Source organism: Frigidibacter sp. RF13 (genome assembly GCF_026626305.1).
In the GTDB taxonomy this organism is placed as follows: Bacteria; Pseudomonadota; Alphaproteobacteria; order Rhodobacterales; family Rhodobacteraceae; genus TMP-24.
This window is the reverse complement of sequence record NZ_JAPNUE010000001.1, coordinates 1,001,380-1,025,570: the sequence shown is the minus strand read 5'-3', so window position 1 is coordinate 1,025,570 and position 24,191 is coordinate 1,001,380. Positions and strand designations below refer to the sequence as shown.

Below are 24,191 nucleotides of genomic sequence, written 5' to 3'. Positions count from 1 at the left end.
TGATCCTCCTTGGCTTGCCCAGATCATGCAGCGTTGGGGGTTGCGTCCGCAAAGCAGATTTGTAGAATTTTAGGCGTAGAAAAATTGAGTCTCGGATGCCGGTTTCCCCACCACCCCTGAAGGGTCTGCCGCTGAACGCCTTGCGGGCTTTCGAGGCCGCCGCGCGGCTGGGCGGCTTTGCTGCGGCGGGTGTGGAGCTTGGCGTGACCCCGGGCGCGGTCGCCGCCCATGTCAAGCAACTGGAAGAAGCGCTGGGTGCCGCGCTCTTCGAACGCCACGCCAAGGGCGTGCGTCTGACGCCGCTCGGTCAGCGGCTGCTACCGGACTTCATCGAAGCCTTCGACCGGCTGGGGCTGGCGGTGCAGCGGCTTAGGGCCGAAGCCGCGCCCCGAACCGTTCATATCGCCGCCCTGCCTGCCATCGCACAGCTCTGGCTCTCTCCCCGCCTGCCCGCGCTGCGCGCTACGGCGCCAGAGATCACGGTATCGATCACCGCGCTTGAGGCACCGCCCGACCTGAAGCGTGCGCCCTTCGATCTGGCGCTGTTCTTCCGGCCGAGTGGGGAGGGGCAGGTGGTGGCCGAAGACGAGATTTTCCCGGTCTGCGCGCCCGCGCTCGCGGCGCGCCTGCACGCGCCGTCGGACCTGGCGGATGTGCCTTGCCTGACCGACAGCGCCTGGGCGGGCGACTGGCCGCTCTGGCTGGAAGCGGCCGGGTTGCCCGGCCTGACGCCGCGCGGACCGGTCTTTTCGCTTTATGCGCTTGCGGTGGAAGAGGCGGTGAACGGGGCGGGCGTGCTGATCGGGCACGGGCCCCTCGTCGCGCGCCATCTGGAAAGGGGGACGCTGGTCGCGCCCTTCGCAGGGCGCGCGCCGCTTGACCGGCCTTTGACGCTCTGGTCGCTCAGGCGCCCGCTGCCAGGAAGTGCGGCGGGGCGGGTCGCCCGCTGGATCGTCGAAACGGGTGGGGCCGGGGAAAAATCTTCGCAAGATTTTTCCCCGGAGGCGCCGCGCGGTATTTGAAGGATTTTCGCGAAAATCCTTCAAACCCGACCGTCAGGCGAAAGCCGCGCCGAGCGCGATTTCCACCATATCGCCGAACGACCTTTCGCGATCCTCGGCTGGCAGCGCCTCGTGCGTCAGCAGGTGGTCGGAGATCGTGAGAATCGCCAGCGCCCGCGCACCATGGCGGGCGGCGACGGTGTAAAGCTCTGCCGCCTCCATCTCGACGCAGAGCGTGCCGTGGCGACCCAGCATCTCGGTCAGGTCGGGGCGCTCGTCATAGAAGACGTCCGAGGAATAGATGCCGCCGACATGGGTGGGCGTGCCCTTCGCGCGGGCCACCGCGACGGCCTGTTCCAGAAGGCCGTAATCGGCTGACGGCGCGAACTGCATTTCTTTGAAGAACCCACGAGAAGGTGTTGAAATCGCTGAGCAAGTCATCGCGATCACCACGTCGCGCACCTTGACATGATGCTGCATTGCACCCGCCGATCCGATCCGGATCAGGGTCTTTGCGCCATAGTCGCGGATCAGCTCGTTTGCGTAGATCGATAGCGACGGCATGCCCATGCCCGAGCCCTGGATCGTGACCCGGTTGCCCTTCCAGGTGCCGGTGAACCCCAGCATGCCGCGCACCTGATTGATGCAGACCGCACCGTCGAGGAATTTCTCCGCCGCCCATTTCGCGCGGTAGGGGTCGCCCGGCATGAGGACGGTTTCGGCGATTTCACCCGCCTTGGCACCGATATGGAAGGTCATGTCTCACCTGTCTGAAAAGATCAGGACAGACTGCCGAAAGCGGCGGTTGGATACAAGGGGCGGCGGTTATTTGACGACCTGCCAGCTCTGGCTCTGATTGTCGAAATAAAGGTCGTAGATCGGGTCTTCTGACTTGTTCAGAAGGAAGCCCGACTGTTTCGTGCGCAGGACGACGCGGTCGCCCGCGCGCTCGACCGACCAACCGAGAACGATGAAATTATGCTGATCTGTTCCCACGATCACATTGAGATCGCAACCGAGCTCCGAACAGGTGGGTTGTGGATCCTTCGTGCAGCTGACCTGTGAGCCGTCGAAGATCGTATCCTCGACACCGTCGCCGTTCATGTCCGCTTGCAGTACCGCGTCCGGCCCGACCGAGAGCTGGCCGCCATTCGAAGCGCATTGCGTGCGGTTGTGCTCGATCAGCGCCGCAGTCGCGGCGGGAATGTCGATGGCGGCGGCAGCCCCGGCGGCGAACGTCAGGGCAAGGGCGGGAAGGATGCGGATCATGACTATGTCCTTCGGGTTGGGTTTCGCCGAAGGGCCTCCGGCGCACGGGGCACGCCCCGGGGTTTCCGAGGCTTCCCGGTTCGAGCAATAGCCCAAGTGCGGCGCAGGGAAAGGTCAGGATTTCCGGACCACGCGCGGGGTCAGACTGCCGCGGCGCGCGCGAGATAGCGGTGGAGCGGCGCGAGGCAGTCGGGATCGCCCGCCCGCCAGGCACGGGCGAAGCCGAGGATGGCGACCTCGTGATCAACAAGGAATTGCAGGCGCGTACGGCCCTTTTCTGGGGCCTGGCCGAACATCCATTCGAACTCTTCGACATAGGCGCCATACTCCTCGTCCATGGCCCGGACGATCTCGGGCCAGCCCTGCCCGGCGGTTTCCAGCCCTTCGGAGCGGCCTTCGGCACGCAGGGCGGTGCGATCGGCTATGCTGATCCCGGCATGCTCGACCACCGGTTCGAGCAGCCGGACGGTTTCGGCCTCCATCTGCGCCATGAGGTTCAGCGCGTCCGCGGGGATTCCGTCGAAAGCCTCCGCCATCGCGGCAAAGAAGGTTTCGCCGCTGATCTCCTCCTCGAAGGCGACCTTCAGGCTGGCGGCATAGTCGGGAAAGATGCGGGGTTCGACTCGCACTGGGACCTCATTCTGCGGCCAGAGTTTCTGGCGCAGCGAGGGTGACGATGTCCATCATGATCCGGTTCAGCTCGAAATCCTTGGGCGTATAGACCCGGGCGACGCCCATGGCGCGCAGCTGCTCGGCATCCTCGTCGGGGATGATGCCGCCGACCACGACCGGTACATGGGTAAGCCCTGCCGCGCGCATCCGCGCCATCACCTCTTCGATCAGCGGCAGATGGCTGCCTGACAGAATCGAGAGGCCGACGACATGCGCCTGTTCTTCCGCCGCCGCGCTGACGATCTCGGCGGGCGTCAGGCGGATGCCCTCATAGCGGATCGCCATGCCGCAATCCCGCGCCCGCGCCGCGATCTGTTCGGCGCCGTTCGAATGGCCGTCGAGGCCGGGTTTGCCGACCAGGAACGACAGCCGCCGACCCAGACGGCCCGAGGCGACATTGACGGCCTCGCGCAAGTCATCAAGGCCCTCGGTCCGGTTCGAGGGATTTTTCGACACGCCCGTCGGGCCGCGATATTCACCATGGACCTGGCGCATGACGCCCGCCCATTCGCCGGTCGTAACGCCCGCTTTGGCGGCGGCGACCGAGGCAGGCATGATATTCGCGCCCGATGTCGCGGCCTCTCGCAAAGCAGCCAGCGCGGCGGCGACAGCCTGGGCGTCGCGCCCGCTGCGCCAGTCGATCAGGCGTTTGATCTGGTCTTGCTCGACCGCCGGATCGACGGTCAGGATCGACCCGTCGCCTGCCGTCAAGGGCGAGGCCTCGCCCTGTTGCCAGCGGTTGACGCCGACCACGGTCGTTTCGTTCGTTTCTATGCGGCCGATACGTGCGGCGTTGCTTTCGACCAGCCGGCCCTTCATGTATTCGATGGCGGCAATCGCGCCGCCCATCGCGTCCAGCGTTTTCAACTCCTCGCGCGCGCCGTCTTTCAGCTCTTCCACCTTTGCCGCGATCACCGGGCTGCCGTCGAAAAGATCGCCATATTCCAGGAGGTCGGTCTCATAGGCGAGGATCTGCTGCATGCGGAGCGACCATTGCTGGTCCCAGGGGCGCGGCAGGCCCAGCGCCTCGTTCCAGGCGGGCAGCTGCACCGCGCGGGCGCGGGCAGTCTTCGACAAGGTCACCGCCAGCATTTCCAGAAGGATTCGGTAGACGTTGTTTTCCGGCTGCTGTTCGGTCAGGCCAAGGCTGTTCACCTGCACTCCGTAGCGGAAGCGGCGGTATTTTTCCTCCGTGATCCCGTAGCGGTCACGGCAGATATCGTCCCACAGTTCGGTGAAGGCCCGCATCTTGCAAAGCTCGGTCACGAAGCGGATGCCTGCGTTCACGAAGAAGGAAATTCGTCCGACCATCGCCGGAAAGTCCTTGGCCGCCACCTTCCCTTTCAGATCGTCCAAAACCGCGATGCCGGTCGCGAGCGCGAAGGCCAGTTCCTGTTCCGGCGTCGCGCCCGCCTCCTGCAGGTGGTAGGAACAGACATTCATCGGGTTCCATTTCGGAAGGTTATCCGCCGTGAAGGCGGCCACATCGGTGATCATCCTGAGACTTGGCTTCGGCGGACAAATATAGGTTCCGCGACTTAAGTACTCTTTGATGATGTCATTCTGCACAGTTCCTTGCAGATTTCGAACATCGGCCCCCTGTTCCTCGGCCACGGCGATATAGAGCGCCAGCAGCCAGGGCGCGGTCGCATTGATCGTCATAGACGTGTTCATCTCTTCCAGCGGAATATCGTGGAAGAGGGCGCGCATGTCACCAAGATGGCAGACGGGCACGCCGACCTTGCCAACCTCGCCGCGTGCCAGTTCATGGTCGCTGTCATAGCCGGTCTGGGTGGGCAGGTCGAAGGCGACGGAAAGGCCGGTCTGGCCCTTGGCAAGGTTCGCGCGGTAGAGCGCATTCGACTTTTCCGCCGTCGAATGGCCCGCGTAGGTGCGGAAGAGCCAGGGCTTGTCTTTCTGAACCGCGCGCATCGGAATTGGTCCTTCGGGCAACAAAATTTCGCAGGTGCAGAGATAGACGACAGATCATGACCCTGTCAATTCGCTGCATTGCGGCATCGGGGGTGGCTTTTCAAGTGTCGGGGAATCTGGAACTGTGCCGCAACGGAGGCAGGCACATGGATCATCTCCTGACGATAGCGCTCTGGCTGCATCTGGCGGCGATCGGGCTCGGCGGTTCGGCCACCTTCGGCATTCCCGTCGTCGGCGCGGTGGCGAGCCTGGCGCCCCCTGAGGCGCGGCCGCATCTGGCGCTCGTTGGCATCAAGCTTTCCCTCATGGGCCGCACGGCGCTGGGCATCCTGATCGCAACGGGGCTTTTGCTGGTCTGGGGGCATTACGGGCTTGACGGGCTGAGGGGTTGGTTCTGGGTCAAGATGGTACTCGTCGCCCTCTTCACCGGCCTTGTGATCTTTTCGGTGAAGAACGGCGCGAAGGCCCGGGCGGGCGATGTTGCGGCAGCGGCGCGCGCGCCGCTCCTCGGCCTTGCGGGGATCGGGCTCTTCCTGCTGATCGTGCTTTCCGCCGTCCTGACCTTCCTTTAACCCCAGATGTTCCGCACCGTCGAACTGCCGCTCTGGCTCTTCCTTCTGATCATCGCCTTCGCGACGGTGGCCTTTTCCTCGCATTTCCTTTTCCCTTCGGTCCGCTGGTTCTTCCGCCGCCGGATGGAGGGGCTGGTGGCGCGGCTGAACGCTCGCCTCGACCGGCCGATCCAGCCCTTCAAGCTGATGGAACGGCAGGACATGATCATCCGCCTCGCCCATGATCCGAAGGTCTACGAGGCGATCAGCGAAGAGGCACGCGCGACCGGCGAGCCCGAAACCGTGGTGATGGAACGCGCCCGGCGCTACGCGCGCGAGATCGTGCCCTCCTTCTCGGCGCGCTTCTATTTCACCTACGGCATCCGGCTGGCACGTTGGTTCGCGCGGCTGATCTACACGGTCCATCTCGACGACCGGAAACTTGGCCAGATCGACCCCGGCGCGACCGTGGTCTTCGTGATGAACCACCGCTCGAACATGGATTACGTGCTGGTGACCTATCTCGCGGCAGAGCGTTCTGCCCTGTCATACGCCGTGGGCGAATGGGCGCGGATCTGGCCGCTTTCCTGGCTCATCAAGACAATGGGCGCCTATTTCATCCGCCGCCGGTCGGACCGGCAACTCTACCGTCGCGTCCTGTCGCGCTATGTGCAGATGGCAACGGCGGAAGGCGTGACCCAGGCGATCTTTCCCGAGGGCGGCCTGTCCTTGACCGGGCGGACCATGGCGCCGAAACTCGGTATCCTCAGCTATATCACCGGCGCACCGCGTGCCCCGGGCCGCGATGTGATCTTCGTGCCGGTCGCGCTGAACTATGACCGGATCGTCGAGGACCGCGTGCTGATCGCCGCCCATGCCGAGGGCACGCGGCGCTTCCGCGCCCGGATCACCGGCATCCTCGCCTTCATCGCCCGCCATCTCTGGCGCGCGCTTCTGGGCCGCTTCCGGGGGTTTGGCGATGCTGTGGTGCGCTATGGCACGCCGATATCGCTTTCGACATTCGAGCGGCAGGAAAAGGGCGATCCGACCGAGGCACTGGCCCAGGCATTGATGGCCGAGATCACCCGCAATATCCCGGTGCTGGCGGTGCCGCTGGTCTCCGCCGCCTGGGGCGCGGCGGAGGAAACCGACCGCGTCGGCCTGATCACCCGGTCCGCCGCACTGGCCGACCGGCTTGCGGCGGCGGGCGCCGAACTGGTGCTGCCCGCGGGCGGTGTGACGGCTGCCGTCGACCGGACGATCAGCATCTTCCTCATGCGCCATATGATGGAGCGGCAGGGCGAGCGACTGGTGCTGAACCCGGCGAGCCGACCGATTCTCGATTTCTACGCCGCCTCGATCCTGCAGCTTTTCGATGCAGCTGCAGAAACCATCGGCGCAGATCCGGTGGAAAAGCCGGAAAAGTCGAAACGTAAGGGACATAAAATTACAAAGTAGCGACCCGCGCTATTGCATTGTTGCGTGGCCATTTGTATTTCCTGTCTGAAACCCGCAATGATTCTGCGCTGCGGCATGGCAGGAGATGGACATGGCCCTCGATACCAAACCCGGGATCGCGCCCTACGAGGCCCCCGCGAAAGACCTTTATGAGATCGGCGAGATGCCGCCCCTCGGCCATGTGCCCGCCAAGATGTATGCTTGGGCGATCCGACAGGATCGGCACGGCGAACCCGAAAGCGCCATGCAGATCGAGGTCGTCGACACCTGGAAGCTCGATTCAAACGAGGTGCTCGTCCTCGTGATGGCTGCAGGCGTGAACTACAACGGCGTCTGGGCGGCGCTTGGTGTGCCGGTCAGCCCGTTCGACGGCCACAAGCAGCCCTATCATGTCGCCGGTTCCGACGCCTCGGGCATCGTCTGGGCGGTCGGCGACAAGGTCAAGCGCTGGAAAGTGGGTGACGAGGTCGTCATCCACTGCAACCAGGACGACGGCGATGACGAGGAATGCAACGGCGGCGACCCGATGTTCTCGCCCACCCAGCGCATCTGGGGTTACGAGACGCCGGACGGGTCCTTCAGCCAGTTCACCCGCGTGCAGTCGCAGCAGCTGATGCCGCGCCCCAAGCACCTGACATGGGAGGAAAGCGCCTGCTACACGCTGACGCTCGCCACCGCCTACCGGATGCTCTTCGGCCATCATCCGCACGACCTGAAGCCCGGCCAGAACGTTCTGGTCTGGGGCGCCTCGGGGGGCTTGGGCTCCTATGCGATCCAGCTCATCAACACGGCCGGCGCCAATGCGATCGGCGTCATTTCGGATGAATCCAAGCGCGACTTCGTCATGGGCCTCGGCGCCAAGGGCGTGATCAACCGCAACGATTTCAAATGCTGGGGGCAACTGCCGAAGGTCAACAGCGAGGAATATAACGTCTGGCTGAAAGAGGCGCGCAAGTTCGGCAAGGCGATCTGGGACATCACCGGCAAGGGCGTGAATGTCGATATGGTCTTCGAACATCCGGGCGAGGCAACTTTCCCGGTCTCGTCGCTGGTCTGCAAGAAGGGCGGCATGGTGGTGATCTGCGCCGGCACCTCCGGCTTCAACTGCACCTTCGACGTCCGTTACATGTGGATGCACCAGAAGCGCCTGCAGGGTAGCCATTTCGCCCATCTGAAGCAGGCAGCGGCGGCGAACAAGCTGATGGTCGAGCGCCGCCTTGATCCCTGCATGTCCGAGGTCTTTCCCTGGGCCGAGATCCCGCGCGCCCATACGCTCATGCGCAAGAACCAGCACAAGCCCGGCAACATGGCGGTTCTCGTGCAGGCACCGCGCACCGGGCTCCGCACTTTCGAGGATGCGCTCGAAGCGGGCCGCAACGGCTGAACAAAGGCCGGGCAGGCTCCGCCGGGTCCGCCCGGTCAGGCCCGCGCTCGGGGAGGGCGCGGGCCGTCCGCTGCCGACCGGCCCGCATCGGGCAACAGGCTTTTCGCAAATTTGCCATCGCGCAAGGGTTCTTCCCGTATAGGTTGAAAGGGGGGCTCAGTCGCGAGGCAGACATGACCTATCAGTGGATTTTCGACGTACTAGGAGACCTGAAGACCTTTTCTACCCTGAACGGCCTGCCGGAACTGGCCGCTCAGGTAGATAGGACAATCGAGGTTGCCGCCGCCGAGGTGACGCGCGCGAAAGGCGGGGCATCGGTGGCCTTTCCCGCGTCGTCCTGCGGGGCGGTGCCGGTGGCGCGCCGGTCGGGGAACGGCGGCTGAGGTCTGGCATAAGCCGGGCGGGGCGGATAGGGTCCGGCCATGTCGTCCCCTGCCGTTGCCAGCCATCAGTTTTCCGAAGATCAGGCAGAGGCCTGGGACCGCGTGGCCGAGATGCTTCTCGGTGCCGGGATCGATATCGATGAGGGCGGGCTGACGCCCGACGCGCCGGGCAAGGCATCGGTCCTGGCGCTGACTGGCAAGGCGGGGTCGGGCAAGACCATGCTGCTTGCGGGCCTTACCCGGGCGCTGACCGAGGCAGGCGTCGACATCGTATCGGGCGATTACGAAGGCAAGCGCCGCAAGGATCGCCGAACGCTGGCGGTTCTGGCGCCCACCAACAAGGCTGCTTCCGTGCTTCGCTCGCGCGGCGTGCCCGCGACCACGATCCACCGCATCCTCTACACGCCGGTCTACGACCCCGAATATGAAAAGATCGCCGAATGGCTGGCCGGCACGGGCGACCGCCCGACAGTCGAAGGGCTGACCGATCAGGCGCTCGACCGGGCCAAGGCCTTCTATGATCAGGTAAAATCCATCCCCGGCGCCCTGGCGGCGGCGGGCCTCAGGGGGTCGGATTTCATCCTCGGCTGGAAACGGCGCGAGGATCCGCTGGATGTGGGGTTCGTTGACGAAGCCTCGATGCTTGATGAACGTCAGTTTGAAGATTTGCGCGAAATCTTCCCGACGCTCGTCCTTTTCGGCGATCCCGCACAGCTTGCCCCCGTCGGCCAGTCGGGCGAGATGGTGTTCGACAAGCTGCCGGCCAGCCGCCGCCTGCACCTGCACCGCGTGCACCGGCAGGCCGAGGACAATCCGATCCTCGATCTGGCGCATGCCTTGGGCGACGAGGCGCTGGAGTTCGAAACCTTCGAGCGGATGGTGGCCGACGCCGCCCGGCGCGACGACCGGGTGGTCTGGTCGGAACGGGTGGATGCCGGGCTGATGGCGCGCTCGCCCGCGCTCGTCTGGCGCAACCAGACCCGGGTGCGGCTGATCCAGGCCTTTCGCGCCGCCTATGGCGCGCCGGCGGATGCGCTTCTGCCGGGCGAGCCCCTGATCTGCGACGGAATCGAACTGCCGCTGAAACACCGCAAGAAACGCATCGACCTTGAGGCGCGCGGCCTCATCAAGGGGGCGCAGGTCATCTACCTCGGCCCCGGCAACAAGCCCGGCTTTTCGCGACTGCACGTGATGGGGGCCGAGGACCCGCGCGTCTCTGCCGCCTCGATCATCAAGATCGAACTGCCGGATGAGGAGGAACCCTTCATCCCCTACGCCGCCCGCATGGGCGCGGCCTTCCTGCATGGCGCGGCGGTGACGATCCACAAGGCGCAGGGCTCGCAATGGGAGGAAGTTCAGGTCTTCGCCCCTGATCTTTTCGTCGCCGCCCGCACCGGGCGGAGCGAGGCGGGCATTCCCTTGTGGAAACGCCTTGCCTACGTAGCGATCACCCGGACGGAAAAACGTCTGCACTGGGTGGTCAGGAACCGTCTGGCCCGCCCGGCCCTGCCCTTGACCACCGACGACCTGCCGCGCAGCGCAGCGCCCCTCAGCCTGGACGCAACGGAGCCGGAGGTCTGAGGCGCCTTCTGGCCTGTCGTCCCGGGCTTCCGGTCCGCCGCCAAACCTTCTAGTCTCGCCCCAAACGAGGGAGTTCGCCCATGCGCTGCGTTTTCGTCCAGTTCCGCTGCCATCCCGGCAAGACCTATGAGGTCGCCGATGCGATCTACGACCGCGAGGTCGTGTCGGAACTTTATTCGACCTCCGGCGAATATGACCTGATCGCCAAGGTCTATATCCCCGATGATGCCGATGTCGGCCATTGGCTGAACGAAAGGCTCTTCGGCATCGAGGGTATCAGCCGGACGCTGACCACCATGACCTTCAAGGCCTTCTGAATGGCCGCGCCCGGCACGCTTGTCGTCACCGGCGCCTCCGCCGGGATCGGCCGGGCAGTCGCCGAACGCTTTCTCGACGCGGGCTGGAACGTGGCACTTCTCGCGCGCCGCCGCGCCGTGCTCGACGAAGTGGCGGCCGGTCGGGCGAGCGCGTTGGCCCTTGCCTGCGACGTCGCCGACGCGTCAGCGGTCGAGGCGGCCTTTGAAGAGACCGCCCGGCACTTCGGCCGCATCGACGTGTTGTTCAACAATGCGGGCATCTTCCCGAAGGCCGGTCTGATCGACGAGGTGGCGCTGACCGACTGGCAGGCGATCGTCGATGTGAACCTCAACGGCATGGTCTATGCCGCCCGCGCGGCCTTTGGCCAGATGCGCAGGCAACGACCGCAAGGCGGGCGGATCATCAACAACGGCTCGATCTCGGCCCACGCGCCCCGGCCCGGCTCACTCGGCTATACGGTGACGAAACATGCGATCACCGGGCTGACCAAGGTTCTGGCGCTTGACGGTCGGCCCTTCGACATTGCCTGCGGCCAGATCGATATCGGCAATGCCGAAACCGAACTTGCCAGCGCGCTGGGGCAGGGGGCGAAACAGGCCGACGGCAGGGTCCAGCCCGAACCCTTGATGGATGTCGCCCATGTCGCCGACGCCGTCTATGGCATGGCGACGCTGCCCCTTACGGCCAATGTCCTGAACCTGACGATCATGGCGACGAAAATGCCCTTCGTCGGGCGGGGCTGAGCCCCTATCGGCGCAAGAGACGGAACCCCGCCGAAGCGCCCCAGCCTGCAAGGGCGGCAATGACCAGCGCGAGCAATCCATAGGCGGCGGGCTGCTGGCGCGACAGGTTGAAAAGCCAGCGTTCCAGCCCGACCTTCCGGACGAAAATGGTCTTTTCGTAGAGGTTCACCACCCTTTTGTCGCGCAGAAGGAAGATCCGGGTCTTGTAATTGCCCTCGACGAGGTTCGCGGGCAGGTCGAAATCGGCGCGGAACAGGGTCTGGTCGGTCAGCCGCACCGCATATTGATCGAGCGAATAGAGATGGCGCGCCTCGCGGATGCGGATCAGCGCTTCGGTGAAAGTTTGCGAATCCTGAATGGTCTGTGGCGCGCCGACCGAGCGGATGGCGCGCGGAATCGAAATGGCGTGGCGCAGATCCTCGGTATCAGAGATGATCTCGGAAAAGGCGCCGGTCGTCGCCACCGCATAAAAGCTCGGCGCCCGGTCGATCACCACCTTGTCGGTGTTGATCCACAGGCCAAGGACGCGGGCCTTGCGCCGCACCACCTCGGCCTCGCCCGGCCCTTCAAGCGTGATGATCACGTCAAGCGCGCCCGGCGGTACCGGCGCATCGCGCTTGACCGCGCCATAGATCAGAATGTCCGACCCGTCGAAGTTCGCCGTGATGTCGATCCGGTCCTGGCTGAGGCCCGCGACCACATCCTCTTCGGCGAGAACGGGACCTGCGAACGCCAGGAAGGCGGCGATGATAAACCGCTTCATGCCCGGCTCCCGACGGCGATCGAATAGAGCTCGTCCGGACGTACGAGAAGGTCAAAGGCAAGCTTGCCTGCGACCGACAGGACGAGGAGGGCGAGGAGCACGCGCAGATGCTCGGCCCGGAGCCGCAGGGCCAGTTGCGCGCCGATCTGCGCGCCAATCACCCCGCCGAGGATCAGCATCAGCGCAAGCATCAGGTCCACCGACTGGTTGGTCCAGGCATGCATGAAGGTGGTGAAGGCCGCGACGAAGATGATCTGGAAGAGCGAGGTTCCCACCACCACCTTGGTCGGCATGCCGAGGATATAGATCATCGCGGGCACCATCAGGAACCCGCCGCCCACGCCCATCACCGCCGCCAGCACGCCCACGAAGAAACCGACCAGAAGCGGCGGGATGACGCTGATATAAAGGCCCGAGGTGCGGAACTTCATCTTGAAGGGCAACTTGTGCACCCACATGTGCTGATGCCGCTTGATCGGGGCCGATCTCTTCGACCGTCTCAGCGCGCGCAGGCTTTCCTGCAGCATCATTGCGCCCACGGTGCCGAGGAAGAGCACATAGGCCAGCTGCACCGTCAGGTCGATCTGGCCGAGGCGCGAGAGATAGTTGAAAAGCCAGATGCCAAAGGCCGATCCGGCCATGCCGCCCGCAAGCAGGACCGTGCCCATGCGGATGTCGACGGTCTTGCGTTTAAGATGTGCAAGCACGCCTGAAACTGACGAGGCCACCACCTGATTGGCCCCGGTCGCGACCGCGACGGTCGGCGGAATGCCGATGAAGAACAGAAGCGGCGTGATGATGAAGCCGCCGCCGACCCCGAAGAGGCCCGACAGGATACCGACGATGCCGCCGAGCCCGAAGAGCACGAAGGCATTCACGGAAACCTCGGCAATCGGCAGATAAAACTGCATCGCGGCCTGTCATGGCAGGGTGAAGACTTGTTCTCCGTGATGCGGCGAGTTTTCCGGACTGTCAAAGGCAGAAGGGCAAAAATCCCCGTGATCCGGTCACGTTTTGGGTCAGCATTGCAACAGAGACTCACAAAACCGACCGACTGGGCGGTCCAGCCCGGCCGCGCGGCCTCCTCGAAGCATGTCGTGCAAGCGTAGGTCGCGCGGTCCCTTGGCGTGCGCGCCGCGCTGGGGCGAGGCGCGCGGCCCGGATCAACGCTCCTTCACATAGGGCTCGCCGCCCGCGCGGGGCGGGATGGCGCGGCCGACGAAACCGGCAAGAACGATGACGGTGAGAATGTAGGGCAGGGCGTCAAGGGCCGCGACCGGCACGTCGAAGCCGACCGTCCGGGTGATCACATCCGGCCTGAGGGCGAGTGCCTGAAGGAAGCCAAAGAGCATCGTCGCGCCAAGTGCCGCCCAGGGCCGCCATTTGGCGAAGATGAGGGCGGCCAGCGCGATATAGCCGCGCCCGGCCGTCATTTCGCGCCCGAAGCCCGCCTGCAGCCCGGCCGACATATAGGCGCCCGCAAGGCCGCACAGAACGCCGGTGATGATCACCGCTGAAAACCTGAGGCGAACGACCGAAACGCCAGCCGTATCGACCGAGGCCGGGTTTTCGCCTACGGCCCGCAGGCGCAGTCCGAACCGGGTGCGATAGAGGACCCACCAGGTCAAGGGCACCAGAAGGAAGGCGACATAGACGAGGATCACATGACCCGACAGGACCTTCGCATAGAAGGGCCCGAGAAGCGGGACCGACGACAGGGCATCGGCGAAAGGGAGCGTAATCGGGTTGAAGCGGCCATCACCGCTCAGGGGGGGCGTACGGCCACCCTGGCGGAAGAGCGCCTGCGCGATCAGCACAGTGATGCCGGAGGCGACGAAATTGAGCGCAACGCCGGATATCAGCTGGTTGCCCCGGAAGGTGATCGAGGCGATGCCATGGACCAGCGCGAAGCATAGCGACCCGGCGATCCCGGCCAGCAGCCCGATCCAGACCGACCCGGTGATCGCGGCGACGGCGCCCGTGCACATCGCGGCCATCAGCATCTTGCCTTCCAGCCCGATGTCGAAAATCCCCGCGCGTTCGGAATAAAGCCCGGCAAGGCAGGCCAGAAGCAGGGGCGTGCCGAAGCGGATCGAGGCACCAAGGATCTGTAGAAGCGTATCGTAGTCCATCACGCCGCCCCTTTCGCCAGGCTCGGGCGGAAGACGAAGCCGAGCATCATCCGCACCATCTGATCAAGTGCCCCGGTGAAGAGGATCACCAGGCCCTGCACGACGGTCCTCAGTTCAATCGGGATCGAGGTCCAGAGGCCAAGCTCGGCGCCGCCCTGGAAGAGGAAGCCGAAAAGGATCGCTGCCAGGATCACGCCGACAGGATGGTTCCGGCCCATCAGCGCCACCGCGATGCCGATGAAGCCCGCGCCCTCGGACGCGTTCTGCAACAGCCGCCCGCTTTCGCCCATCACATTGTTGATCGCCATCAGGCCCGACAGGGCGCCAGAGATCAGCATGGCGACCATGATGATCTTGAAGGAGGAAATCCCCGCATAGGCCGCGGCCTTTTCGGACTTGCCGAAGGCGCGGATCTCATAGCCAAGCCGTGTGCGCCACAAGAGGACCCAGACAAGATAGGCGCAGATCAGCGCGATGAAGAAGGTCACGTTCGCGGGCACCTGCTTGGTGAAGATGAGGCTGAGGCCCGGGATTTCGTGCAGGGTCGGCAGGTTGGTCCCTTCGGGGAAGTTGGCCGAGGCGGGGTCCATCTGGCCGGCCGGGCGAAGCACGTTCACCAGAATATGGATCATCAGCGCCGCGGCGATATAGTTGAACATGATCGTGGTGATCACGATATGGCTGCCGCGCTTGGCCTGCAGATAGGCCGGGATCGCCGCCCAGGCCGCGCCGAAAAGCGCAGCCCCGATCATCGCCGCCGGAAGGGCGAGCGCCCAGTGCGGCCAGTTGATCGACAGGCAGACCAGCGCCACGCCAAGCCCGCCCAATTGCGCCTGACCTTCGCCGCCGATGTTGAAGAGGCTGCCGTGAAAGGCCACCGTCACCGCAAGGCCGGTGAACATGAAGCTTGTGGCATAATAAAGCGTATAGCCCCAGGCATAGGGCGAACCCACCGCGCCCTCGACCATGACCTTCATCGCCTCCATCGGGCTTTGCCCGATCGCCAGAAGCACGATGGCCGAAAAGATCGCTGCCAGAAGCAGACTGATGAGCGGGACGAGTATCACGTCCGCCCAGGTCGGAAGTTTCACCATCAGGCTGCCTCCCCGCTGACGCCCGCCATCAGCAGGCCGAGTTCCCGCTCGTCGGTCTCGCCGGGCAGCTTCTCGCCCATGATATGGCCGTCGAACATCACCGCGATCCGGTCCGACAGGCTCATGATCTCGTCCAGTTCGACCGAGACGAGCAGGATCGCCTTGCCCGCGTCCCTCAGTTCGATGATCCGCTTGTGGATGAACTCGATGGCGCCAATATCGACGCCCCGCGTCGGTTGCCCGACCAGAAGCACGTCCGGGTCGCTTTCGATCTCGCGCGCCACCACGATCTTCTGCTGGTTCCCGCCCGAGAAACTCTTGGCCGGAAGGCTCGCGATCGGCGGCCGCACGTCGAAGGTCTGCATCTTCTTTTCCGTGTCGGCCCGGATCGCCTCATTGTCCATCAGAAGAGAATTCTTCTGGTACTTCGGGTCGTGGTGATAACCGAACGCCACATTTTCCCAGGCGGCGAAATCCATGATCAGGCCCAGCACCTGCCGGTCTTCGGGAATATGGCCAACCCCCACCTCGCGCCGCGTCCGTCCGTCGGCGCCGGGGCCGGACAAGGGCAGTTCGGCGCCGCTCAACGTCACCTTGCCCGTAGCCTTCTGGATACCGCCAAGCGCCGCCAGTAATTCCGACTGGCCATTGCCGGCCACCCCGGCAATGCCAAGAATCTCGCCCTTGCGGATCTCGAAGGACACGCCCTTCAGCCGCTCGACCTTGGCCTCGTCGACCACCCGCAGGTTCTCGACCTTCAAGACCACATCGCCGGGGCTGGCCGGTGCCTTCTCGACCTCCAGAAGCACCTTGCGGCCGACCATCAGTTCGGCCAGCTCCTCGGGGCTCGTCTCGGCGGTCTTTACATGACCGACCATCGTGCCGCGCCGCATGACGCTGACATTGTCGGTATTCTCGATGATCTCGCGCAGCTTGTGGGTGATGACTATGATGGTTTTTCCCTGCTCCTTCAAACCCTTGAGGATGCGGAACAGGTGATCCGCCTCCGACGGCGTCAGAACGCCCGTCGGCTCGTCCAGGATCAGGATATCGGCCTGCCGGTAAAGCGCTTTCAGGATTTCCACGCGCTGCTGATGGCCAACCGACAGATCCTCGATCAGTGCATCGGGGTCCACATCAAGCTCGTATTCATGCGACAGATCGGTCAGAACCTTGCGCGCCTTGGCGAGCGACGTGTTCAAAAGCGGGCCGTCCTCGGCGCCCAGCACAACGTTTTCAAGGACGGTGAAATTCTGCACCAGCTTGAAATGCTGGAAAACCATGCCGATACCCGCGCGGATCGCGGCCTGGCTGTCGGGGATGGAGGTGAGGGAGCCATTGATCAGAATCTCGCCCCGGTCGGCCTTGTAGAAGCCGTAGAGGATCGACATCAGCGTGGACTTGCCCGCGCCGTTCTCGCCGATGATCCCGTGGATCGTGCCTTTGGGCACGGCGATCGAAATGTCTTTGTTGGCCTGAACCGGGCCAAAGGCTTTCGAGATGCCGCGCAATTCGATCGCGGGAGCGGCAGTTGCCTGCCGCCCCTCCTGAACTCCCCCCGCCATCGCCTAGCTCACTGAACCGGGCAGGTGCTGTCGGTCGTAAAGTCATGCACCTGGATTTCGCCCGACTTGATCTTCTCGGCCGCGGCATCGACGGCAGCCTTCATCTCATCGGTGACCAGCGCAGCATTGTTGTCATCCAGCGCATAGCCAACGCCTTCGGATGCAAGGTTCATGACCCGGATCGTGCCGGTTTCAAGATCGGTTCCAGCCTTGAACGCGTCATAGACCGCATTGTCGACGCGCTTCAGCATCGAGGTGAGGACCTGGCCCGGGTGCAGGTGGTTCTGGTTGCTGTCGACGCCGATCGACAGGATGCCTTCGTCAGCGGCAGCCTGCAGAACGCCGATACCGGTGCCGCCGGCGGCGGCATAGATCACGTCGGCGCCTTGCGACTTTTGCGCCTTGGCGAGTTCGGCGCCCTTGACCGGGTCGTTCCAGGCAGCCGGCGTTGTGCCGGTCATGTTCTGGATGACCTTGGCGTCCGGGTTTGCCGCCTTCACGCCCTGGACATAGCCGCAGGCAAATTTGCTGATCAGCGGCACATCCATACCGCCGATGAAGCCCACGGTACCGGATTTGGACGCCATCGCCGCCATCATCCCGACCAGATAGCTGCCCTCATGCTCGGCGAAGGAAACCTGCTGAACGTTGGGCAGGTCCAGCCAATCGACGTCGACGATTGCGAATTTGGTGTCGGGGAAATCGGGCGCGACCTTCGACAGGACGTCGGCAAAAGCAAAGCCGGTCATCACGACGGGGTTGGCGCCCGCTTCGGCCAGGCGACGCAGCGCCTGTTCGCGCTGGGCTTCCGACTGCATTTCGAGTTCCTTGAACGTGCCGCCGGTTTCCGCGGCCCAGCGCTGCGCGCCGTTGAAGGCGGCTTCGTTGAACGATTTGTCGAACTTGCCGCCCAGATCGAAGATGATCGCCGGATCGGCTGCGGCAACGCCCGCGGTCAGTGCAAGCGTGGCAGCTGCGCCTAGAAATTTATGCATGAGGCTCATGTCTGGCTCCCTGAATGAACGTCTGTCCAATTGCGGACGGCCCCGCCGGGGCAGGGCGATCTCTGTCGGATCGGTCTGATTAGCGCCGAAGGCTATGGGGCGGTCAACAGGATTCTCGGGGCTTGACAATGAATTTTGACCATAAGGTCAAATTTGTGAGCGCTATCAAGCGCCTAAGGAGCGGCTGCCCCAAGGTCACGCGCCATGACCAAGGCATCTATCCGGGTGGCTTCGTCGGCAAAATAACCCCGACGTACTCCGATCCGGGTGAAACCTGCCGCCAGGTAAAGCCGGATGGCCGACTCATTGCCCGCCGCAACCTCGAGGAACATGCGCTCGGCCGCCCGGCTACGGGCATGGCCGATCAGCTCGGCAAGCAGCGCCCCGCCGACACCTCGCCCCTGTGCGTCCGGATGAACGGCGATGGTCAGAAGTTCCGCCTCGCCCGCGACGGCGCGGCCAAGCGCGAAACCGTCCGCGCGGTGGCTGAGGAAACAGAGCGGATCGTCGAGAAGCTGCGCGATCTCGGCCGCCGACCATGGGCGCGGGAAGGTGAAGGCCGCCGCATGGAGCGCGGCAAGCGCTTCGGCCGAAGGCCTCACGGCAGCATCACCGGCGGCGCCTGACGCGATGGCGCGGCATCGGCGGGGCGCAGGTAGAGGGGGGCGGGGGCGCTTACCGTGACCATGTATCTGGCTGCCGCCAACCGCGCGATGGCAACGGGCAGATTGTGACCGTGCGCCTGAGGGCGGCCACCGACGCGCGCCGCGATCTCCTCGGCCTGATAACCGATGCAAACGGGCCGGATAGCGGCCGGCATATCCGGCAACGTGTCCAGGTCGCACAGTACCGGCGCGGCGACATGTGCCGGGCAGAACAGCTGAACATACAGCCTGCCCTGCCGTGCATCGAGGCTGGCGATGCAGGGTTCGTCGACTCCATGGACAAGTGCCTCGAGGCTCGACACGCCGACGGTCGGAACGCCGAGCGACAGCGATAGCCCGCGCGCCGCCGAGACCGAAAGCCGCACGCCTGTGAAATTGCCCGGGCCGATGCCGACCCCGATCGCCGTCAGGTCCGCCCAGCGGCAACCGGCGCCATCAAGCATCTCTTCCAGCATCGGGAACAGCCGTTCCGCCTGCCCGGTGGCCATGGGCTCGGTCCGCTCGGACAGGATCTTGTCGCCCAAGACGAGCGCGGCCGCGCAATGCGCGGCCGACGTGTCGAAGGCAAGGATCAGCGCCTCAGGCGGCAACGGGCCGGACCTCGGTCACTTCCGGGATATAGTGGCGCAGAAGGTTCTCGATCCCCATCTTCAAGGTCAGAGTCGAAGAGGGGCAGCCCGCGCAGGATCCCTGCATATGCAGATAGACGACGCCGCGATCGAAGCCGTGGAAGGTGATGTCGCCGCCGTCCTGCGCCACGGCCGGGCGGACGCGCGTATCAAGCAGCTCCTTGATCTGCTTCACGATCTCGCCGTCCGGCCCCTCATGGCGCGCATGGCCGCCGCCCGGCGTCGCCTCGCCCTCCATCACCGGGGCGCCCGACTGGAAATGTTCCATGATCGCGCCGAGGATCGCAGGCTTGATATGGGTCCAGTCCACCGCATCGGCCTTGGTCACCGTTACGAAGTCCGACCCAAGGAACACGCCACCCACGCCTTCGACCGCGAAGATGCGGCGGGCGAGCGGGGATTTTCCGGCCACCTCGGCGGAGGGGAAATCGGCGGTGCCGACCTCAAGCACCGTCTGGCCGGGCAGGAATTTCAGCGTCGCGGGGTTCGGGGTGGATTCGGTCTGGATGAACATGGCGGAGCTTTCCTACTATTCCAGTCGGATATGCGCCTCGGTTCGGGCGAAGTCAAGGATTGGAACGATTCTAAAGCTGCGTCAAAACCTTGGCGCAGGCCTACTAGGTAATGCTCTCCAGTCTTTCCTTCGACATGTCGCCAGGCACGATGGTGATGGGAATCGGCAGGCTGCCCGAGGATCGCGACAGTTGCGTGACGAGCGGGCCGGGGCCTGCCTTGTCGGTCCCGGCACCAAGGACCAGGACACCGATCTCGACATCCTCTCGGATCAGCCCGAGGATCTCCGCCACCGGTTCGCCCTCGCGGATCACCAGTTCCGGGTCGATCCCCTGCCGGTCTCGCATCCATTTGGCGAAAACCTCGAAATGGGCCTCGATCCGCTCGCGCGCCTCCTGGCGCATCAGGTCGGCGACCCCCATGAAGTGGGGCGCGTCGTCGGGCTGGACGATCGACAGGATCGTCACGCCCCCGCCGGTATGGGCGGCACGCAGCGCGGCGAAGCGCATCGCGTTCAGGCATTCGCGTGTATCGTCCAGGACGACGAGAAACTTGCGCATTCGGATCCCCTTGAGGCCCGGCCATCATGTCGCGGCAGCGGCCCGAAGGCAATCGCGCGATCGCAGGTCAGACGAGGGTGAAGTCGCTTGCCGAGAGCCAAGAGACGCCGGTAAGAAGCAGCGAGAAATCGGCGCCGCCGTCGCCATTGACATCGAGCCAGACCGTCGCGCTGCCGCCGGAGACGGTGTAGATCAGTTGGTTCGCGGCGCCGGTGAAGGCGGTGCCGGCGAAATGCAGGCCGAGGCCGGAAAAATCCAGCCGGTCGAGCCCGTTGGTGAAATCATCGATCGTGTCAGATCCGCTGCCAAACCCCATTTCGCTCGGGGCGAGGAAGCGGAATATGTCGGCCCCTTCGCCTCCGCTCAGCCGGTCGCGGCCTTCGCCCGCGATCAGAATATCGTCACCCTTGTCGCCCGAGAGGCTGTCATTGTCGTCGCCGCCGTCGATAAGGTCGTCATCCTGGCCGCCATAAACCGTGTCCTTGCCGTTGCCGCCGAGGATCGTATCATTGCCGGTGTTGCCGCTGACGAAATCATCGTTGCCGCCGGCATCGATCACATCCGTACCATCGCCACCGTAGATGCTGTCATCGCCCCAACCGCCGTACATTGTGTCGGCCGCACTACCGCCAACGATGTCGTCGCTCCCCTTTCCGCCGTAGATCAGCCCTGGTCCCCCGACCACCCTGATCCAGTCCGCATCATCTCCGCCGTAGGCCGTGTCGTTGCCGCCCTCCATCACGATCGTGTCGAGGCCAATGCCACCATCGAAGTAGTTGTCGCCCGTGCGGCCGAATAGGCTGTCATTGCCATCGCCGCCGTAGAGAGAATCATTGCCCTCACCCGCCGACAGGCAATCGTTCCCATCCTCGCCGTAGAGCCGATCGTTGCCGAGATTGCCCTGAAGTATGTCGTCGGCATTGCCGCCCTCCAGACGATCGTCGCCGCTGTCACCGGTCAGCCAATCTGCGCCGTCTCCACCCTTCAGATGATCATTTCCCGCGCCGCCATAGAGCGTGTCGGCGCCTTCCTGGCCGTCAATCGTGTCGTCGCCGTCGTCGGAAAACACCAGATCGCTACCGAAACCGCACAGGATCAGGCTGTCACCGCCCGCATCATATATGAGGTCGTCGCCTGTGCCCCCGAAGGCAGTGTCATTCCCTTGGCCGAGCGAGAGCGTGTCGTTCCCGTCCCCGCCGTCCATGAGGTCGTCGCCGGACTGTCCTTCCAACCTGTCGTCGCCACCGCCGCCATAGAGAGAATCGGCGTCGGGCCCTGCCCAGAGCCCATCGCTCCCCTCGCCGCCGACAAGCGTGTCGAGACCATAGCCGCCCGACAGAAAGTCGTGTCCATCGCCACCGCGCAGCCAATCGTTGCCCGGGCCGCCGCGCAGCTCGTCTTCGCCCTCGTCACCCGACAGATCATCGTCGCCGTATTCCCCCATCAGCAGATCGTTGCCCAGTCCACCCGCAAAAGTGTCTGACCCGATCCCGCCCCAAAGGCTGTCCCATCCGCAGTCGCCGAAGCAGATGTCATCGCCGTCGCCAGCGAGGAAAATGTCATATCCGATGCCGCCGTAGCAGGTGTCGTTTCCCGCGCCGCCTTCCAGCGAGTCATGCCCGTCGCCACCGTCCAGTGAATCGTCGCCAGCATCGCCATTGAGCTGATCGTTGCCCAGCTTTCCAAAGAGCCGGTCGTTGCCGTTGCCGCCGGTCAGAAAGTCCGCGCCGTTACCCCCGTCGAGCATGTCCTGCCCGTCGTCGCCGGCCAGCGTGTCATCGCCGTCGAGCCCGATGAGGCTGGTCGGCGCGGCAGCAGCCTGCATCCAGTCGGCGCCGTTAGTGCCAATCATGATCTCTGTGGAGTTGACCGGCGCGAAATGCGTGAGCTTCAGCATCTGGACCTGTCCGAAGGCCGTAAACGGGATGGGATTTCCGTCAAAGCTCTCGACCCAAATGGTGGTGGTCCCAAACGAGATCATGGCACCTGTCGCGGTCTGCAGCATCGTCAGCTGATCGGTCGAGCGCAGCATCGGAAAGCTTGTCAGATCGAGCTTGTCGACGCCTGCCTGAAAGTCGCCGACGACAATCTGTGCAGCGCTGGGCGACAGGATGAAGGTATCGCTGCCCGCTCCGCCGTAGAGCGCTGCGCCGCCGCCCGCGCCCCCTCCGACAATCAGATCGTCGCCACCGCCGCCATAGATCGCGGTGGTGGCAGAGCCTGCGAACAGAAGGTCGTTCGCGCCCGTGCCAGCCTGCACGCCCGCATCCTTGTAAAGCGAAATGCCAAGCGGCCCGAGCGCAAGGTCGATCAGGCTGATGCCGCCCTCCGTCGCGCTGGCGGCGAAAAGCTTGATCTGCCCGCCGATCACCGCCGCGCTCAACGCAGTCACGTCGGCAAGTGATGTTGCCCCAGTGTCGGTGATTGTCATCAGCGAGACGAGCCGCCCGTCGGGCAGCATGGTCATCACCTCGATCCCGTCATCCGATCCGCCCGCAAAGATGAAGGCGCGCCCTGCAACCTCCAGCGTCGTGAGCGCCGTCGCACCCGCGAACCTCGTATAGAGATTGTCGACCACATGGTCGGCCTCGTAGAGAAGCCCGCCGGGAAGCAGGTGGAAGGTCGAGAGAGAGGAGCTTTCGGACGCGGCGGCGACAGCGAAGGTCATGCCGTGCAGCGTGACACTCGCCACCTCGGTCGGTTTCGAAAAACCGATGCCGAAATCGACCGATATCTGGCTCGTCTGGGTGATCGCGCCATTCGCGCTGATCGCATAGGCAGTCAGCACGTTGCCGGCGGCGGAAGCCGCAAGCAAATAGTCGCCGTGGCCGGTCGTCGCCACGGCGAGACAGTCGATATTGGCACCGATGGTTAGGCTTGCCGGGGGCGCGACCGGCGTCATTGTGCCGCTGTCGGACAGGTCGAAGGCGAGGGGTCGGTCCGATCCTTCCGGGGCGAGGTAGACGTAAGTGTGGCCACCCGCCGCATAACCCGCCACCGCCGTCGGATCGAAGCTGAGCGGATGGTTCAGGCTCGCGCCGAAACCACCTGCCGTCAGGTCATAACTCGCCCAGCCCGAGGGCGTGAGACCCGCGGCGATCAGTTGCGCGCCGGATCCGGCCAGATCGGGCAGGATCAGGACCTCCGGCCGCGTGCCATGACGGATCGGCGCCGAATAGCCCTGAAGCGCGACCAGCGTGCCTGTGCCAGAACCCGAGATATCGTAAAGCGCATAACCCGCCCCGGGTCCGGGCAGCGCGGTGGTGACGAGCCTCGGCTGGCCGTTGATCCAGACGATGTCGAGATCGAAGACGTTGGAGGAGAAGCTCGGATTTCCGGTGCCAAGAAGGCCTGCGAAGCTGTAGCCGACCATGCGTTGTCCGCTCCTGTCCCACCTGCTGGCAGGCTAGGGCGGAAAGGTTAATCCATGCTGACCGACGTCAGGCGCGGGGCGGCTCAGGCCGCTTCCGCCAGAAGGGCGCGCAGATCGAGCCGCTCGGACACCATCTTCAGATTGCCGTCGGCGTCGCGCGGCCACTCGCCCTCGGGCCGGTCGCGGTAAATCTCCACGCCATTGCCGTCGGGGTCGCGCAGATAGATCGCCTCGCTCACGCCATGGTCGGAGGCGCCATCGAGCGGCCAGCCCGCCTCGACCACAGATTTCAGCGCCTGCGCCAAGGCCTGACGCGACGGATAGAGGATTGCGGTATGGTAAAGACCGGTCGTGCCCGGGGCAGGGGCCTCGCCGCCCTTTGATTCCCAGGTATTCAGGCCGATATGGTGGTGATAGCCGCCCGCCGACAGGAAAGCAGCCTGCGTGCCGTAACGCTGCATGACCTGAAGCCCGAGCACATCGCGGTAAAAGCCGATGGCGCGGTCAAGGTCCGCGACTTTCAGATGGACATGGCCGATCATCGTACCGGCCGGGGCTTCGAAGGGCATGGGAGCCTCCCTGTATCACTGCGTCAGAGATA

24 protein-coding genes are annotated in these 24,191 nt (G+C 64.5%); 8 read left to right on the top strand and 16 right to left on the bottom strand.

Annotated elements, in window-relative coordinates:
* Nucleotides 1–95: 95 nt before the first annotated feature.
* On the top strand, nt 96–1,022 hold the full coding sequence (locus OU426_RS05010) for a LysR substrate-binding domain-containing protein (protein ID WP_267632755.1): 927 nt from the start codon (nt 96–98) through the stop codon (nt 1,020–1,022).
* A gap of 33 nt (nt 1,023–1,055) precedes the next feature.
* Here the strand turns inward: OU426_RS05010 and deoD are convergent, their stop codons facing one another.
* From deoD to OU426_RS04990, 4 genes are all read right to left on the bottom strand, one after another.
* Nucleotides 1,056–1,760 carry a purine-nucleoside phosphorylase gene (deoD, locus tag OU426_RS05005; protein ID WP_267632754.1) on the bottom strand — a complete coding sequence of 235 codons (705 nt, stop codon included), beginning with the start codon at nt 1,758–1,760 and terminating at the stop codon, nt 1,056–1,058.
* A 66-nt stretch (nt 1,761–1,826) separates the two neighbouring features.
* A complete protein-coding gene (locus tag OU426_RS05000) occupies nt 1,827–2,270 on the bottom strand; it encodes a hypothetical protein (RefSeq protein WP_267632753.1) in 444 nt (147 codons plus the stop codon).
* A 140-nt stretch (nt 2,271–2,410) separates the two neighbouring features.
* The gene (locus OU426_RS04995; protein WP_267632752.1) at nt 2,411–2,899 is read right to left on the bottom strand and encodes a hypothetical protein; all 489 of its coding nucleotides are present in this window, start codon (nt 2,897–2,899) and stop codon (nt 2,411–2,413) included.
* A 7-nt stretch (nt 2,900–2,906) separates the two neighbouring features.
* Nucleotides 2,907–4,874, bottom strand: a complete 1,968-nt coding sequence (locus tag OU426_RS04990) for an ethylmalonyl-CoA mutase (protein WP_267632751.1) — start codon at nt 4,872–4,874, stop codon at nt 2,907–2,909.
* A 146-nt stretch (nt 4,875–5,020) separates the two neighbouring features.
* Here OU426_RS04990 and OU426_RS04985 point away from each other — a divergent pair, with 146 nt between their 5' ends.
* The 7 genes from OU426_RS04985 to OU426_RS04955 all read left to right on the top strand — a co-directional run bounded on the left by OU426_RS04985 (nt 5,021) and on the right by OU426_RS04955 (nt 11,292).
* Nucleotides 5,021–5,446, top strand: coding sequence for a hypothetical protein (locus OU426_RS04985; protein WP_267632750.1), 426 nt, complete (start codon nt 5,021–5,023; stop codon nt 5,444–5,446).
* A 6-nt stretch (nt 5,447–5,452) separates the two neighbouring features.
* Nucleotides 5,453–6,883 (top strand): 1-acyl-sn-glycerol-3-phosphate acyltransferase, encoded by a 1,431-nt coding sequence (locus OU426_RS04980; RefSeq protein WP_267632749.1) that lies wholly within the window; start codon nt 5,453–5,455, stop codon nt 6,881–6,883.
* Between the two features lie 91 nt (nt 6,884–6,974).
* Nucleotides 6,975–8,267, top strand: a complete 1,293-nt coding sequence (gene ccrA, locus OU426_RS04975) for a crotonyl-CoA carboxylase/reductase (RefSeq protein ID WP_267632748.1) — start codon at nt 6,975–6,977, stop codon at nt 8,265–8,267.
* A gap of 173 nt (nt 8,268–8,440) precedes the next feature.
* Nucleotides 8,441–8,650, top strand: a complete 210-nt coding sequence (locus OU426_RS04970) for a hypothetical protein (RefSeq protein WP_267632747.1) — start codon at nt 8,441–8,443, stop codon at nt 8,648–8,650.
* 39 nt (nt 8,651–8,689) lie between these two features.
* The gene (locus OU426_RS04965) at nt 8,690–10,231 is read left to right on the top strand and encodes an ATP-dependent DNA helicase (RefSeq protein ID WP_267632746.1); all 1,542 of its coding nucleotides are present in this window, start codon (nt 8,690–8,692) and stop codon (nt 10,229–10,231) included.
* 80 nt (nt 10,232–10,311) lie between these two features.
* Nucleotides 10,312–10,548, top strand: coding sequence for an Lrp/AsnC family transcriptional regulator (locus tag OU426_RS04960; RefSeq protein ID WP_267632745.1), 237 nt, complete (start codon nt 10,312–10,314; stop codon nt 10,546–10,548).
* Nucleotides 10,549–11,292 carry an SDR family oxidoreductase gene (locus OU426_RS04955; RefSeq protein WP_267632744.1) on the top strand — a complete coding sequence of 248 codons (744 nt, stop codon included), beginning with the start codon at nt 10,549–10,551 and terminating at the stop codon, nt 11,290–11,292.
* 4 nt (nt 11,293–11,296) lie between these two features.
* On the opposite strand, the gene OU426_RS04950 is transcribed toward OU426_RS04955, so the two are convergent.
* The 12 genes from OU426_RS04950 to OU426_RS04895 all read right to left on the bottom strand — a co-directional run bounded on the left by OU426_RS04950 (nt 11,297) and on the right by OU426_RS04895 (nt 24,159).
* A complete protein-coding gene (locus OU426_RS04950) occupies nt 11,297–12,055 on the bottom strand; it encodes a TIGR02186 family protein (RefSeq protein WP_267632743.1) in 759 nt (252 codons plus the stop codon).
* Nucleotides 12,052–12,966, bottom strand: a complete 915-nt coding sequence (locus OU426_RS04945) for a sulfite exporter TauE/SafE family protein (RefSeq protein ID WP_267632742.1) — start codon at nt 12,964–12,966, stop codon at nt 12,052–12,054. The genes OU426_RS04950 and OU426_RS04945 overlap by 4 nt, the downstream gene beginning before the upstream one ends.
* Before the next feature lie 252 nt (nt 12,967–13,218).
* A complete protein-coding gene (locus OU426_RS04940; RefSeq protein WP_267632741.1) occupies nt 13,219–14,187 on the bottom strand; it encodes an ABC transporter permease in 969 nt (322 codons plus the stop codon).
* Nucleotides 14,187–15,281, bottom strand: coding sequence for an ABC transporter permease (locus tag OU426_RS04935; protein ID WP_267632740.1), 1,095 nt, complete (start codon nt 15,279–15,281; stop codon nt 14,187–14,189). Before OU426_RS04935 ends, OU426_RS04940 begins: the two co-directional genes overlap by 1 nt.
* Nucleotides 15,281–16,846, bottom strand: a complete 1,566-nt coding sequence (locus OU426_RS04930) for an ABC transporter ATP-binding protein (RefSeq protein WP_267632739.1) — start codon at nt 16,844–16,846, stop codon at nt 15,281–15,283. The genes OU426_RS04935 and OU426_RS04930 overlap by 1 nt, the downstream gene beginning before the upstream one ends.
* Nucleotides 16,847–16,854: 8 nt before the next feature.
* Nucleotides 16,855–17,850 (bottom strand): BMP family lipoprotein, encoded by a 996-nt coding sequence (locus OU426_RS04925; protein ID WP_267632738.1) that lies wholly within the window; start codon nt 17,848–17,850, stop codon nt 16,855–16,857.
* Nucleotides 17,851–18,023: 173 nt separating this feature from the next.
* Complete coding sequence (rimI, locus tag OU426_RS04920; RefSeq protein ID WP_267632737.1) at nt 18,024–18,452, bottom strand: ribosomal protein S18-alanine N-acetyltransferase; 429 nt, start codon at nt 18,450–18,452, stop codon at nt 18,024–18,026.
* On the bottom strand, nt 18,449–19,105 hold the full coding sequence (tsaB, locus tag OU426_RS04915; protein WP_267632736.1) for a tRNA (adenosine(37)-N6)-threonylcarbamoyltransferase complex dimerization subunit type 1 TsaB: 657 nt from the start codon (nt 19,103–19,105) through the stop codon (nt 18,449–18,451). The genes rimI and tsaB overlap by 4 nt, the downstream gene beginning before the upstream one ends.
* Nucleotides 19,095–19,658, bottom strand: a complete 564-nt coding sequence (locus OU426_RS04910; RefSeq protein WP_267632735.1) for a NifU family protein — start codon at nt 19,656–19,658, stop codon at nt 19,095–19,097. The genes tsaB and OU426_RS04910 overlap by 11 nt, the downstream gene beginning before the upstream one ends.
* Nucleotides 19,659–19,761: 103 nt before the next feature.
* The gene (locus OU426_RS04905; RefSeq protein ID WP_267632734.1) at nt 19,762–20,217 is read right to left on the bottom strand and encodes a universal stress protein; all 456 of its coding nucleotides are present in this window, start codon (nt 20,215–20,217) and stop codon (nt 19,762–19,764) included.
* A 67-nt stretch (nt 20,218–20,284) separates the two neighbouring features.
* Nucleotides 20,285–23,590 carry a calcium-binding protein gene (locus tag OU426_RS04900; protein ID WP_267632733.1) on the bottom strand — a complete coding sequence of 1,102 codons (3,306 nt, stop codon included), beginning with the start codon at nt 23,588–23,590 and terminating at the stop codon, nt 20,285–20,287.
* 83 nt (nt 23,591–23,673) lie between these two features.
* Entirely contained in the window at nt 23,674–24,159 is a 486-nt protein-coding gene (locus tag OU426_RS04895) for a VOC family protein (RefSeq protein WP_267632732.1), read from the bottom strand.
* Between the last annotated feature and the right edge of the window lie 32 nt (nt 24,160–24,191).